This window comes from Rhizobium sp. BK196, from assembly GCF_014193255.1.
In the GTDB taxonomy this organism is placed as follows: Bacteria; Pseudomonadota; Alphaproteobacteria; order Rhizobiales; family Rhizobiaceae; genus Rhizobium.
Genome location: NZ_JACHZB010000004.1, coordinates 168,898 through 182,848 on the forward strand (window position 1 = coordinate 168,898; position 13,951 = coordinate 182,848).

The 13,951-nt window shown below is 60.4% G+C and carries 11 protein-coding genes; all 11 read right to left on the minus strand.

What is annotated here, in order from left to right:
* Positions 1–27: 27 nt before the first annotated feature.
* Complete coding sequence (locus tag FHT78_RS15995) at positions 28–891, minus strand: ABC transporter permease (RefSeq protein WP_183746495.1); 864 nt, start codon at positions 889–891, stop codon at positions 28–30.
* Positions 891–1,838, minus strand: coding sequence for an ABC transporter permease (locus tag FHT78_RS16000; RefSeq protein WP_183745758.1), 948 nt, complete (start codon positions 1,836–1,838; stop codon positions 891–893). The genes FHT78_RS15995 and FHT78_RS16000 overlap by 1 nt, the downstream gene beginning before the upstream one ends.
* A gap of 42 nt (positions 1,839–1,880) precedes the next feature.
* The gene (locus FHT78_RS16005) at positions 1,881–3,410 is read right to left on the minus strand and encodes an ABC transporter substrate-binding protein (RefSeq protein WP_183745761.1); all 1,530 of its coding nucleotides are present in this window, start codon (positions 3,408–3,410) and stop codon (positions 1,881–1,883) included.
* A 146-nt stretch (positions 3,411–3,556) separates the two neighbouring features.
* Positions 3,557–4,477, minus strand: a complete 921-nt coding sequence (locus tag FHT78_RS16010) for a LysR family transcriptional regulator (RefSeq protein WP_183745764.1) — start codon at positions 4,475–4,477, stop codon at positions 3,557–3,559.
* 46 nt (positions 4,478–4,523) lie between these two features.
* The gene (locus tag FHT78_RS16015) at positions 4,524–5,519 is read right to left on the minus strand and encodes a P1 family peptidase (RefSeq protein WP_183745766.1); all 996 of its coding nucleotides are present in this window, start codon (positions 5,517–5,519) and stop codon (positions 4,524–4,526) included.
* A gap of 124 nt (positions 5,520–5,643) precedes the next feature.
* The gene (locus FHT78_RS16020) at positions 5,644–5,838 is read right to left on the minus strand and encodes a hypothetical protein (protein WP_183745770.1); all 195 of its coding nucleotides are present in this window, start codon (positions 5,836–5,838) and stop codon (positions 5,644–5,646) included.
* A 523-nt stretch (positions 5,839–6,361) separates the two neighbouring features.
* Positions 6,362–9,289: an aminotransferase gene (locus FHT78_RS16025; protein WP_183745773.1), complete on the minus strand. Its 2,928-nt coding sequence runs from the start codon at positions 9,287–9,289 to the stop codon at positions 6,362–6,364.
* Between the two features lie 112 nt (positions 9,290–9,401).
* Positions 9,402–10,286, minus strand: a complete 885-nt coding sequence (gene purU, locus FHT78_RS16030) for a formyltetrahydrofolate deformylase (protein ID WP_183745776.1) — start codon at positions 10,284–10,286, stop codon at positions 9,402–9,404.
* Between the two features lie 213 nt (positions 10,287–10,499).
* Positions 10,500–11,516, minus strand: a complete 1,017-nt coding sequence (locus FHT78_RS16035; RefSeq protein ID WP_183745779.1) for an acyltransferase — start codon at positions 11,514–11,516, stop codon at positions 10,500–10,502.
* Between the two features lie 52 nt (positions 11,517–11,568).
* Positions 11,569–12,840, minus strand: coding sequence for a hypothetical protein (locus tag FHT78_RS16040; protein WP_183745783.1), 1,272 nt, complete (start codon positions 12,838–12,840; stop codon positions 11,569–11,571).
* Between the two features lies 1 nt (position 12,841).
* A complete protein-coding gene (locus FHT78_RS16045; protein ID WP_183745786.1) occupies positions 12,842–13,897 on the minus strand; it encodes a glycoside hydrolase family 5 protein in 1,056 nt (351 codons plus the stop codon).
* Positions 13,898–13,951: the final 54 nt, after the last annotated feature.

The window sequence follows — 13,951 nt, forward strand, 5'->3', positions numbered from 1 at the left end:
TTTCGGGCATTTTGTCTTGGGAGGACATCAGCGGCTCGCTTCGCGCGGGTCGAAAAGGTCGCGCAGCCCGTCGCCCAGCATGTTGAAGCCGAAGACGGTGAGCGCGATGGCAAGGCCGGGCAGGATCGCCAACCACGGGGCCAGTGCAAGAAAGGTCTGGGCGTCTGCCAGCATGCGCCCCCAGGTCGGTGCCGGCGGCGCCATGCCGAGACCGAGGAAGGAAAGGCCGGCTTCGGTCAGGATCGCAAGACCGAGTTGGATCGCCGCATGCACGATGATCTGGCTCACGATGTTCGGCAGCACGTGGCGGACCGAGATCGTGAAACGGCTGTTGCCGATCGCCTGCGCTGCCAGAACATAATCGCGGCTCCACGCCTGCAAGGAGGTGGCGAGCGTCACGCGCGCAAAGACCGGTATCATGAAGACGGCGATAGCCGTGATGGCGGTAAAGCGCCCCGGCCCGAGAAATGCGCCAAGTATCATGGCGGAAAGGATGGGCGGCAGGGCGAAGATCACGTCGCAGGCGCGCATCAGCAGCGTTTCATAGGGGCCGCGGATGGCAGCCGCAGAAATCCCGGCAATGGAACCGAGCGTGCCGCCGATGAAGACCGCGCTGACGGCGATCGACAGCGAATTCCAGCACCCGACCATCAGCATGGAGAGCACGTCGCGGCCGAACTGGTCCGTGCCGAGCAGGCCGAAGGCAAGCGGCGGCTGCAGCTTGTGAATGATCTGCATCTTGGCCGGCGGCAGCGGTGTCCAGAAGAGCGATAAAAGGGCAATGGCGGCCAAGGCACCGATGACGACCGTACCGGTGATTAGTTTCTTTCGCCGGCTAAGCCTGAGGCTTCGGCGTCGCGTAAGGATGGCGGAAGAGACGATGGATGCCATCATGCCGCCTTTCGCATGCGCGGGTCGATCACCAGATAGGAGAGATCGACGATGAAGTTCATGACGATGACGAGGGCCGCGAAGAACAGCACGACATCCTGCATCACGATGATGTCACGCTGCGACAAGGCCTGAAAGGCAAGCCTGCCGAGCCCGGGCAGGTTGAAGACGTTTTCGACCAGAACCGCGCCAGCGACGAGAAAGGTGAATTGCAACCCGAGGATAGTCAGGATGGGTACCAGCGCATTCGGCACGATATGCCGCCAGAGTACGGTGCTGCGCGACAACCCCTTGGCGACGGCGGTACGCGCGAAATCCTCATGCATGGTGTCGAGCACCGCAGACCGAGCGACGCGCGTGAGAACGCCAGCCTGTGGCAGCGCCAGCGCCACGGCCGGCATCACCAGCGCCTGCAATGCCGGCAGAGGCCCGGCGTCCCATCCGGGAAAACCACCTGCCGGCATCAGACCGAGGGTTGTGGAAAACAGGATGATGAGCAGCAGCGCTACCCAGAAGGCCGGCACGGCGATGCTCACCTGCGAGAAGACGGTGGCGGTTGCATCCACGATACCGCCCCGGCGCGCTGCCGCGAGCACACCGAGCGGCAATGCGATCAGCACTGAGAGCACGATGGCGATCAGCGCGAGCGGCAGCGTCACGGCTAGCCGCTCGACGATCAGCCCGACGACCGGGACGCCATAGGTGTAGGACTGTCCGAGATTGCCGGAGAAGACGCCGGCAAGCCATTGGCCGTAGCGCAGGATGAGCGGCTGGTCGAGACCGAGCTCATGCCGCAGCGCGGCCAGCGTTTCGGGACTGGCGGAAGTGCCGAGCATGATCGAAGCGGGATCGCCCGGCAGCAGATCCATGACGGCAAAGATCACTAGTGAGACGACAAGAAGGGTAATGACAAGGCCTGCAAGGCGGCGGGCAAGCAGTGCGATCATGTTCTGTGCATCACTCTGTCAGCCGTCGCCCGCATTGGATGTCTACTCGTCCCAGGAAACGTTGCTGAGAACGTTGGAGGGGATCGGCTCGTTTTCCCACAGTCCCTTCAGCTTCTTGTCCCAGATGCCGAGCTTAGGCATGACAAAGAGGTAGAGCGCCGGCACGTCCTCGGCGAGGATCTTTTGGGCTTCGCCGTAGATCTTTGCCTGTTCTGCCGGATTGGCAGTTTCCTGCACCTTCTTCATCAGGTCGTTGAAGGCGGGGTTCTTGTAGTTGAAGTAATAAGGATCGCGCGAATAGATGTCGATGTCCATCGGCTCCGCGTGGGCGACGATCGTCATGTCGTAATCGCGGCCGGTCAGGACGTCCTTCACCCATTTTGCCGGGAATTCCGTAGGCTCGATATTCATCGTCACGCCGATTTCGGCAAACATCGCCTGCATCACCTGCGCACTACGCGGCGCGTAAGCCATCTGCGGTGATTTGATCGTGAAGGTAAAGCCGTTGGGATAGCCAGCCTCTGTCAGCAGCGCCTTTGCCTTTTCGATATTGTAAGGCAGGACGCCGGTCATGTCCTGATAGCCGGGATCGTTCGGCGTATAGTGGCTGCCGATCGTCGTGCCGAGGCCGGACCAGGCGCCGTCGATCACCGTCTGACGGTCGATCGCCATCATCAACGCCTGGCGTACGCGCTTGTCGTCGAACGGCTTGCGCGCATTGTTCATGCCGGCCACGACCTTGAGTTCGGTATTGCCGATCTTGGTCGCAAGACGCGCATCACCATCGAAGGAGCTCATCAGCTCCGGTGCGGCAAATTCCGGAAAGGCGTCGAGATCGCCGGATTTCAGTGCCGCGGCCTGTGCCTGCGGATCGTTGATGAAACGGAAGGTGACCTTGTCGAGCTTTGCCGCGCCATCCTTGTTCCAGTATTCGGCATTCTTCACCAGTTCCACATGGTCGCCCTTGGCCCAGGTGGAGAACTTGAACGGCCCGGTGCCGACAGGCGTCGTCTTGTCGTTATCGGCAGACTTCGGCCCGACCATGACGGAAGCAGGCCAGCCGAGCCAGTAGATCAGGCTGCCGGTCGGATTGGAAAGATGCAGCACCAGCGTTTCGGCATCCGGCGTGTCGATCGACGCGATCGACGCGAAGAAACGCTTCTGCGGATTGACGGAATCCTTGCCGCGGGCGCGGTCGAGGGCGAACTTGGCGGCAGCCGAATCAAAGACCTCGCCATCGTGGAATTTGACACCGGTCTGCAGTTTAAACGTATAGATCAGCCCATCGGGGGAAATCTCCCAGCTCTTGGCGAGCTGCGGCTGCACCTTGCCAGTCTCGTCGACGCTGACCAGCCCTTCGAAAATGTTCTGCCAGGTCACCTGGCCGATCGCGACAGGAGCGGCAATCGTCGGGTCGAGTCCGGCAGGCTCGACGCTCATGCCCAGATTGAGTGTCGTTTTGGCGGCTTCGGCGGGCGTCAGCGCCAGCATCATGGTGCCGGCCGACAGCGCCACGCCTATGGAAAGACGTAATAAGAGACGCGCCGACGGCGCGAGCGAAACCTTGATCATCCTGTTCCCCTGTCTGGTTCCGCAGCTGGGCGGATCCTTTTTGCGAATAGAGTGACACCACGCCAGTGCACACACAATGACGATTTTGTGTGCTCGGTGTAGCCGAAAAAGCTACACAGCAATTTATGACCTAATGCAAGTGGACCTTACTCTCTGCGGTCTGCCTTGCGGTCCGATCGCTCGCGCATGAAGCGCTCGATGAAATCGAGAAGCTTCGTTGCGGCAAAGGAAAGCTGCCGATCGGGCGCCACGCAGAGATCAACATGGGTGCGGATGCTGGTCTTGCCGGCAAGGGGAATGGCGCGGAGCTGCCCGGCCTCGATCTCGCGGCGAACGGTGAGCGCCGGCAGCAGCGTTACCGCTGCGTCGCTCAACACCAGTTCCTTGAGCATCTCCAGCGAACTTGTCTCAAAAACCGGATCGAAGCTCAGCCCTTCCTTTTCGAACAGCGCGTCGAAGGCCTGGCGAAAGCCGAAGGATTGATCGGGCAGAGCCAGCGCGTAATCGGCCAATTCCTTCACGGGAATATCCGGACGTGTCGCTGCTGGGTGGCTCGGCGAGGTGATGAGGTCATAGGCGATCTCCGAACGCAGCCGCACCTTGGTGCCGGACATCGGCGGTGCAAACAGGGTCACCGCAATATCGGCTTCTGCGCTGTTGACGGCTTCGATTGCCGCCCGGGCGCTGGTAATCGTCACGGTAAAGCGGAGCTTGGGATATTTCAGGCTGAATTCGGCCAGCGCAGGCGCAAGCAGATTGGCAACGGTCGCGCCGTTTGCGTAGATGTTGACACGGCCGCGCTGCAAGCCCTTCAGGTCCTCAATCAGCTGCTGCACATGGTCGAGCTCACGCAGCGTCCGGCCTGCGCGTGCTGCCAAGAGCTCGCCGGCAGCCGTCAGCTTCACACCGCGGGCGCTGCGTTCGACCAGGGGTGCGCCGAAATGGTATTCAAGGTTCTCGATCTGCCGGCTGATCGCCGTCGGTGCGACATTCAGGTTTTCAGCCGCCTGGCGCATGGAGTTGGTTCGCACCAGTTCGTCGAAATACACCAGCGCCCGAATCTGCATTCACCCGTTCTCCGCCATCAGGCAATCTTCGGAATAGTCTAAGCAATCAGCGTCCGGCCGCATAGCGGTCGCGCCATGCCATAAGCGCACCCGGCACCGGAAGCGCCGTCGCCTCGTAGACGCCGCGCGCGATTGCCCGCGCCATGACGATCCCGGCGAGATGGCACAATTCCATCAGGCTTGCCATGTCGTTGCGCTTGTGTTTGCCGGTGGACGCCGCAAAAATCGTATCGCCGTCGAGCGGCAGGTGGGCAGGCAGCACCGCCCGCGCCAGCCCGTCGTGAGCGGAGATGGAAAGCCGGTGCGCCTCCGCCTTGATCAGCGACGCGTCGGTGACGATGGCGCCGATCGTGGTGGCCGTCGTCTTCACGCCCTTCAGCCGCAGGCTGTGGTCCATCAGGCTGGGCAGGCCGAGCCCGCCGAATTCTGCATTCTGCTCGAACGGTGCGGCCCAAAAATGGGGGCCTTCGCCAATTGTCACAGAGCCGACGGCGTTGACGGCGACGATGGCCGCGATGCGGTGCCCGGCGCTGCTGACGGCACTGGCCGAGCCGAGCCCGCCTTTGAAGGTTGCGGTCGTCGCGCCGGTGCCGGCTCCGATCGTACCGAGACCGAAAGCACCCTTGCGGGCAGCCCTGACGGCTTCATATCCCATCTCGCGATAAGGTGAATGCACGCCCCAATCTTTGTCGCCGCCATTCAGCAGGTCCATCAGGATCGCCTCTGGTACGATCGGGATCCGCACCGGGCCGACTTGGAATCCGCGTCCCATCTCCCGCAATCCGGCTTGCACGCCGCCTGCCGCGTCGAGACCGAAGGCCGATCCGCCTGACAGCACGAAGGCGTCGACGGCATCGACGACCATCGAGGGGTCGAGCAACGCTGTATCGCGCCCGCCCGGCGCACCGCCGAGCACGCTGCCGGAGGCGACTGCCGCTTCATCGAAAACGATGGCGGTGACGCCGGAACCAAGCGAGAGATCGGTTACATGGCCGACGGAGACGCCTTCGATATCGGTAAGGAGATTGAGAAGATCGGACAAGCACGGGTTCCAGTCGTGAAGAGTGGCGTGCCGATAGGAAGTCAAATAGCTTCAAAAAACAAGACCGGCCCGTTTTGCCGGGCCGGTCGAAAATCCTCGGGTCGAACCAAAACCGCGTTCCGCCTCAGGCATGAAGCGGCTTCGGGTGGCGACGGGTCATAAGATCGTGAATGGCAAGCTTCACCTCGGCGGGTGAACTGAAATGCTGCTCGTCGAGATCATGGACATGGAATTTGACGGCGATGAACTTCAGCCGATCTTCATCAGGAATGACGATCCCGACAGGGACGCCTGCATATTCGATAACTTCTTTTTTCATACATAGAACTCCTGCCGCGCGGATGCGCAGGCTATGGCGAATTGACTTGTCTGGTACCGTTGAAAGGAAGGACGAATGTCACATTCGACAGTTCGGGCGGGAGAGGGCGCCCGGACGGTCATTGCCAAGCACAGATCGCCCAAGGACTTTGGCGAGAATTTCGATATCAATCATGTCTCGATCCTTATGTTGGCGTTGCACTTGCATTGATCCCGGCAGAACCCGGGACCGGTTAAGGAGCATCTCTATAATCTACAAACTTAGTAGAAAATAGTCGATGACCTGTAAGAAACATATTCCGAAACGTGTCAAAATCTCGGCGATCCGGAAAATTTCATTCCATCACATTTGCGTTTGCAGAAAGAATTCTATCACGCCTTCGTGCAATCCATGTGACGGTTCGAGATGCTCTCGTCATCGCCGAGGCAGACATAGGAAGTTCATTTGATTCCGGCAATGGGCACTTCGCTAAAAATCGAAAAGCCTCGAAAAGACCGAATTGGTTAACGGCGAAAACCGCCATCTACCAGCCTTCGCGCAACACCTTTTCCAGCATGTCGACGAAGAAATCAGCACTTTGTTCGCTCAGGCAGAGCGGTGGCTTGATCTTCAGCACATTCAGGTGATCGCCCGTCGGCTGCATGATGACACCGAGTTCTAAGAGCCGGTCGCAGATCGCCGCCGTCTCTTCGGTCGCCGGCTCCAGCGTCACTCTGTCGCGCACGAATTCGAGGCCGAGATAAAGCCCCATGCCATGCACGGCGCCGACAATCGGGTAGCTGTCGATCAGTGCCGCCAGCCGCGCCTTCAAATGGTCGCCCACCTCCCGGGCATTGTCCTGCAAACGCTCCTCGGCCATGACGTCGAGAACCGTCATGCCGGCTACGCAACTGACCGGGCTGCCGCCGGCCGAGGAGAAGAAATAACCCTCCTTCTCCAGCGACGCGGCGATCTCCTTCGTGGTGATGACGGCGCCGAGCGGGTGGCCATCGCCCATTCCCTTGGCGATGGTGATGATATCGGGCACGACGCCTTGCTGCTCGAAGCCCCAGAAATAATGGCCGAGCCGCCCGTAGCCGACTTGCACCTCGTCGGCAATGCAGAGGCCGCCGCGCTCCCGCACCTGCCGGTAGACCTCCGTCAGATAGCCGTCGGGCAGCGGAATACCGCCGGCATTGCCATAGACCGATTCGGCGATGAAGCCAGCGAGCCCCTCTCCCTTGGCATCGATGGCCTCCAGCACCGGCATCACGCTGCCGAGGTAGTCCGCAGTCGATTCCGGCCCGCGGAACTGGCCGCGATAGGTGTTGGGGGAAACGACGGCATGAACCCAGTCCGGCCGTGTCGTCAACGCCTGCGGATTGTCGGCGATCGAAGTGGAGACCGCGTCGCTTGCCACCGACCAGCCGTGATAGCCCTCCAGCAGGCAGAGCATGTTACGCCTGCCGCTATGCGCCCAGGCAAGCCGCAGCGCCAGATCGTTGGCTTCCGAGCCGCTGTTGACGAGGAACACGGCATCCAGGCCGTCGGGCGCCAGAGACGCGAGGCTCTCTGAAAATTCGGCGACGGCGGCATAGTGGAAGCGGGAATTCGTATTCAGCATCAGCCATTGCTGACCGATCGCTTCGGCTATGCGCGGATGGCCATGGCCGAGGATCGTGACATTGTTGACCATGTCGAGATAAGTACGCGCCTCGACATCGAAGAGATGCTCTTTCCAGCCGCGCTCGATCTGCGGCGGGCGCTCGTAGTAATTCTTCTGCGGACTGGCAAAATGCGCCTGCCGCAGCTTGAGAAGCGCTGCCGTTTCAGGTTTTGGTGCATCGGCATCCGGCCCGAGGAGCATTGAAGGCGAGGGGCAGAGCGCGGACCACGCTCCGGCTTGCTGCGGCGTCGCAAAGAGCGGCGGCTCGAAGCCGGCGATGCTGCAAAGCTGCAGGCGCAACCCGCCGAGTGAGGACGTCTCGCCGGAAACCGTGCCAAGCAGCTGACCGGCATCGACCTCGCTGCCATCAGCGACGGAAAGTTCGATACCGTCGATATGCAGCTTTATATCGGCGCCTGTGAGAACCAGATGCTGGTCGTACCAGGTGATACGGCCGGCAAAGGGTGCTGCAACGATGCTGCCCGCTGCAAGGCAGATATCCGTGTGCAAGGCATAGGTCGCCTGGGCTTTTGCATGGTGCAGGCCGGCGCGGGACAGGCGATATTCGCCGTAACGCGTCGCCGCAGCCCCCGTTTCCGCCGCCGCGCGGGCAAGAAGCCGCCAGTCCATATCGGTCGCCAGCCAGTTTCCATCGGAAAAATGCGGGCTGCGCACCCCGAGATCGACATAGGCAACGGATGCAGGATCGATTTCCGGCAGGAGCGGCTGCCAGTCCGTCGTATCGATACCGGCAATATCGATACCCGCCGCTTTCAGGATGGCCGCTTCCATCAGTTCGAACGGCACGGATATCGCCGTATCGAAGATTCGCCGGTCACCCTCCAGGTTTCCTCGGACATAGTCATTGTCAGGATCGATCGCGATCTGCTGCTCACCGCTGGCGACGAGGATCACCGCGCGCGCCACGATAAGCGGCCAGAGTGCCTTCAGCTCGTCCTCGATCAGCGGATAAATCTCGTGATAGGCCTTTACCGCCGGCAGGATGTAAAAGGGATCGCCATCTGCCTGACGCAGCAGAGAGGCACAGGTCACGGCAAGGTCGCCGACCAGCCAGCCGCGGATGATGTCGCCGAAATCGATCACTCCGTCGGGAACAGGCCGCCCGTGCGCATCAGGACGGCTGACGACATTGTCGCCCGTTACGTCATGATGAACCGCCTGCAGTCTCAGCGACGGCGCAAGCGGCTGAATCCGGCGCACGGCCATGACCATCGTCTTGGCGATCCTGTCGCGCGCGGCGCTGTCGGTAATGGAGGAAAGCAGTTGCACGGCCACAGGTCCGGCGCGGCGCAGGTCCCATTGCAGGCTGCGATCGAGACCGGGATGGGTAAAATCGGCGAGCGCCTCGGCCAGCCGCGCGCAAAGCGCGCCGAGCGCTGCGATCGAAGTCGGCGCCAGATAGGTGCGGTGCGTCAGGCCTTCGCCTTCGAGATATTCCAGCAAACGGACCTGATAATCCTGCTCCCGCACGTTGACGGAAACGATCTCCTGCCCCTCGGTGGATGTCATGACGTTTGGAACACGCGGCGCACTCGCCTTGGCGCGCAAATGATGGATCGCCGCATTCTGCGCGTTGAGTTCCTCGGTCTCGTAGGCGGCATGGCAGATCTTCAGCACATAGCGGCCGTCTTCCGTGTCGAGCCGGTAGTTGCGGTCCTGCTGGCTGCCGAGCTCGGACAGCGAGCCGGAAAGCCCGTAATGGGAAAGGAGAATATCAGCGGCTTCGGACGCCGTCACATCGGGGCGCGGCAGCGCCATGCGGTCCACAAGCGCTTCCTCGGACATGGCACCCCCCGCGGCATGATTCGACTACCTAACAAAAAGATAATCAAGCACTTGCCGACAGGCAACGGAAGATTGCGGCTGCCAGGAGTTTGGTTGGAGGCAGATTGCCTGTCTAGCCCATGCGCTCGGAAGCATAGCTTCCGGGGCTCGCGGGAAAGACGATGGTGCGGTTGCCGTTGAGGAAGACGCGGCGGTGGATATGCGCATGGATGGCGCGCGCCAGCACCTGGCTTTCGACATCGCGGCCGATCGAGACATAGTCGTCGGCACTCTGCGCATGAGTGATGCGCGCAGTATCCTGCTCGATGATCGGGCCTTCGTCGAGATCGGCCGTCACATAGTGTGCCGTAGCACCGATCAGCTTCACGCCGCGCTCATAGGCCTGCTTGTAGGGGTTGGCGCCCTTGAAGCTCGGCAGGAAGGAATGGTGGATGTTGATGATGCGGCCGGACATCTTCCGGCACATGGCGTCCGACAGCACCTGCATGTAGCGGGCGAGAACGACGAGTTCCGTGCCGGTCTGCTCGACGAGATCCATCAGCTGGGCCTCGGCCTGCGGCTTGTTTTCCTTCGTCACCTTGATGTGGTGGAAGGGAATGTCGTGGTTCACGACTACCTTCTGGTAATCGAAATGGTTGGAGACGACGCCGACGATATCGATCGGCAAGGCGCCGATCTTCCAGCGGTAGAGCAAGTCGTTGAGACAGTGGCCGAAGCGGGAGACCATCAACAGCACTTTCAGCCGCTCGCTCCCGTCATGCACTTCGGCCTCCATGCCGAACTTCTCGTAGATCGGCTTGAAACCCTCCTTGATCTCCGCAAGGGTAGCGCCCTCTTCGGAGATGAAGCTGACACGCATGAAGAATTTGCCGGTATCGAGATCGTCGAATTGCGAGCTGTCGATGATGTTGCAACCCTTTTCGGCGAGATAGGTCGAAATCGCCGCCACGACGCCGCGCGTCGACTTGCAGGAGACCGTCAATACGTAGTCCGTCATATCCTCTTCCCTCTTCTCAGCCGCCGGCCGTGCATAGATCAAAGCCGCGGCCGCGAACAGGCCGGCAAACTTTCATTTCTGCAACAAATCGCAAGGCGAACTTTCATGCCTGCGGCATTTGCTTTCATGGCCGCAAGCTTATGACAGGCCGCAGGGAATTCCGTTCTGCCTGCGCCGTTCGAAATCCCGTCCTCGCCTTCCGATATTTTCAGGTCAGGTGGCTGGCCGGCCGGCAATCCGCACTTTTCTGCGCGGCGTGATGATTTCGTGAATGATTGCCCCCACGATGGAAGAGAGGACGAGGCAGAGGATCACGAAGATGACGGGCTGCTGAAGCGCGCCGACGGGGAAACGGTTGGCGATGATCCTGAGGAAGGCCAGTGTGAAGGCGTGAGTAATATAGATCTCGTAGGAGGCATCGCCGAGATAGTTGAGCCATCCTACGAAGGGCAGTTTTGAAAAATCGATGGAAATAGCGCTGTAGACGATGAAGATCGCCGGTATGCCCCAGGCATAATACCGGCCGTCGGGCCGCACCAGATCCTCGTTGATGAAGAGGAAGGCGAAGCCGACGGCGAGCAGAACCCAGGCCCATCGCTGCGGCAGCAGAAGTTTCTGGCCATAGAGCCAGCCGAGCGCCACGCCGGCCAGGAATTCGAAAATGATGGGTTGGCCGTAGAATTTGGTGGCCGTCGTTTCCGGCAGCAGGTGGCAGATGATCAGGATGGCTGCGAAGGCACCGAACAGGGCGGGCAGGCGATAATCCTCACGGATCGGCAACAGCAGCGCGAAGATGAAGTAGAAGAACATTTCATAGTTCAGTGTCCAGCCGGGCACGATGACAGGCGCGATCATCGTCGGGTCGACCGGGTTGATCCACGGGACGAAAAGCAGCGATGCCATCAGATGCGGCAGATCGAAGGCTGTCGACTTGAGAAGCGACGGTGCAATAAGCGCCACAGCCGCGGAAAACAGCGTCGCTAGCCAGTAGAGCGGCACGATTCTTTTGATGCGCTTGCGTGCGAAATCGGCCGGCGTCATGGCACGCCCGCTGGTGGTCAGCCACATCACGAAGCCGCTGAGCACGAAGAAGATATCGACACCCGTTTCGCCATAGATGAACGAAGTCGCGTCGATGGCGGGATTGACCTTGGCAAGCTGCAGGATCGCGTGAAAATAGACGACCATCAGCGCCGCGATGGCACGCAGATATTGCAGCTGGACAAGCATCTGATGTCTGCTCCCACGGGCTCCCGCGGATCGCCCCAGGCGCCCCGCTTCGTCAACTCAGTACATTTGCCGGACGACCCTGCCGGATGCGTGGCGTGTCGCGGAAACGCATGAACCCGATAACAAGCCAGAGGAGGCCGGCGATTTTCATCGAGAAGATTGCCGTTCCCCCGATCATCATATTCAGAAAAATGAAAAGAGAAAGTGAATGGGCGCAGCGCCTTTGTGCCGGGCTCGTGCCCGCCGGAAACAGGCAGACGAAGAGCCAGAAGGCGATGACGCCGAAGATCGTCGCGCCATAGACGAGATACACATAGCCGCTGTCGGCGAATTCGGCGACTTTATCGACAGATAGACCGAGGATCGCCAACGGATCGAGATCCATCAGTTTCTTCATCGTCAGATTGATGCGCCCGGTGAAATTGTCGCCGATCGCATTGGGATCCTTCATGTAGACGAGGAAGCCCGCGCAGACGATGAGCGGCATCAGCGCCAGATTGAAGGCCTTGGGAATTTTCGGAAAGACGAAATAACCGGCGATGCAGCAGATGCAGAAGATCAGCATCGTGCGGGTGTCGTTGGTCGTCAGGATCAGCAGCGCTGTCGCAATGGCCAGCGCCCGGTCGATCCGCGTCAGCCGGTCCCACATCGAAATGAGGTAGATCGCGATCACGCCGCAGAAATTGGCAAGCGACACCTGCTCAAGAAAGATCGAGGACGAGCGATGGTCGATGATGCCGAAGGAGAAGCGGCCGGGAAAGCCGAGCGCATTCTGGAAAAGACCGGTCGTGTTGAAGCTGAGCGGCTTCAGCCCGCGCGTGTTGGCGAAATAGTCCGAGGGATGCACGATACTGACATAGAAGGGCACGCTGATGATCTCGAAGATCAGGAAGAGCAGCACCATGAAGCAGGCCACCCGGAAGATCAGCTTCAGCGTCCGCTCGTTGCACCAGCCTCCAAGACCCGTGAAGCAGAAGATGATCAGCACGTTGCGGAAATGATCGATGAAGGCCATGCGATTGAGCGCGCTGACATAGACCGTCACGATCAGCGTAAAGAGCATGAACAGCAAGGCCGGAAGGTCTTCCTCATAGATCCCTTTGCGCAGGATGTAGATGATTGCGCTCGCCATGATCAGGCCTTCGCTGGCCGCCACATGCGTCATCGAAAGCGGCATGACGTTGTGGTTTATAAAGGCAAGAATTCCATTGTAGAGAACCGACAGCAGCCCGAGGATCAGGACCGGGTAATCGAGACGCGAAGCCGGGCTGGCGGCACCAGCAACCGTTTCAAATCTCGCGCCTGTCTCTCCAATTGCTGCCACGTCACTTCCCCGCAGGCTTTACCGCTGTGCAGACGGGCGCATGGCTGGCCACCATCTGCTCAAGCAGGCGCATTTGCGGGCGCTCGGGCGTGTCACGCGGCTGTACGTTGAAGGGTTCGCTGGCCGGCCACCATTCGCCGGCGGCCCAGTAAGAGAAGCCGATCCACACATCGCTATTGTCGGACATGGTGGCGAGCATGGTCTTCAGGCCATCGAGGCAATCCGCATTTGCAGATCCGCCGAATTCGCCGAGGAAGCCGCGTTTGCCGTTCTTCGTCAGCCAGGCAGTCACATTGGCGATAGCATCGGTCGCAGCCTTCGCGCCCTCGCAGGTCTCATGGGTGCCGGAGGAATCCGCATCGAGATACTGATGGAACTCGTAGGCGTAAAAATCGAGCGGATCACGCACACCGAGCATAATGGTTCCGTTGGCGCCGCCGATCACATCCGTTTCCCACGTTGCCGCTCCGCTCCAGGCCGTGCCGGGAACGAGGATGAGATTACGCGCGCCGACCGCTCGAATGCCGCGGATCGCGGCATTGGCCGCTTTCAGCCAGTCGGTCGCGGGAATGTCATGCGGTTCGTTCATCAGCCCGAAGAGCACGCCGTCCTGATTGGCGAATTCGACGGAAAGCCGAGCCCAGAAATCGGCAAAGGCCGCATTCGTTGCGGGCGACTTGCCGACCTGGCCTTTGTCGTAATAGCCGAAATTGTGCGGATCGAGCAGCACGTTCATCTTGTGCTTGCGAACCAGCGCGACCGTATCCTTCAAACGCTGCAGTTCATCATCGTCGAGCCGTGCGCCAAGCCTCGGCTGCAGCCGCTCCCAGCGGAAAGGCAGGCGAATGATCGTCATGCGCTTCCTGGCGAAATAGCTGATCGTTTCTTCGGTCGGATAGGTGTAGTTCGTGCCGTAGACGCCGCCGCGCTCGCCATACTCGGCACCGGACAGATTGACGCCGTAATAGCAAAGTGACGCGTCTGCGGCGTGGGTGGTGGACGAAATGGTCATGACGGCGGCAACCAGCAGCCTGTGCAGCAGTCTCTTCCGTTTCATGGGCCATCCTCGCGGGTCGCGGCAGGGTCGCCACGTCGGCTTCGATCCCTCCAT

What these genes read in the sequence shown, in the direction of transcription:
- FHT78_RS16045 (WP_183745786.1), bottom strand. Translation starts at nt 13,897, where the DNA reads ATGAAACGGAAGAGACTGCTGCACAGGCTGCTGGTTGCCGCCGTCATG.
- FHT78_RS16035 (WP_183745779.1), bottom strand. Translation starts at nt 11,516, where the DNA reads ATGCTTGTCCAGCTGCAATATCTGCGTGCCATCGCGGCGCTGATGGTC.
- FHT78_RS16025 (WP_183745773.1), bottom strand. Translation starts at nt 9,289, where the DNA reads ATGTCCGAGGAAGCGCTTGTGGACCGCATGGCGCTGCCGCGCCCCGAT.
- FHT78_RS16005 (WP_183745761.1), bottom strand. Translation starts at nt 3,410, where the DNA reads ATGATCAAGGTTTCGCTCGCGCCGTCGGCGCGTCTCTTATTACGTCTT.
- FHT78_RS16010 (WP_183745764.1), bottom strand. Translation starts at nt 4,477, where the DNA reads ATGCAGATTCGGGCGCTGGTGTATTTCGACGAACTGGTGCGAACCAAC.
- FHT78_RS15995 (WP_183746495.1), bottom strand. Translation starts at nt 891, where the DNA reads ATGGCATCCATCGTCTCTTCCGCCATCCTTACGCGACGCCGAAGCCTC.
- purU (WP_183745776.1), bottom strand. Translation starts at nt 10,286, where the DNA reads ATGACGGACTACGTATTGACGGTCTCCTGCAAGTCGACGCGCGGCGTC.
- FHT78_RS16000 (WP_183745758.1), bottom strand. Translation starts at nt 1,838, where the DNA reads ATGATCGCACTGCTTGCCCGCCGCCTTGCAGGCCTTGTCATTACCCTT.
- FHT78_RS16020 (WP_183745770.1), bottom strand. Translation starts at nt 5,838, where the DNA reads ATGAAAAAAGAAGTTATCGAATATGCAGGCGTCCCTGTCGGGATCGTC.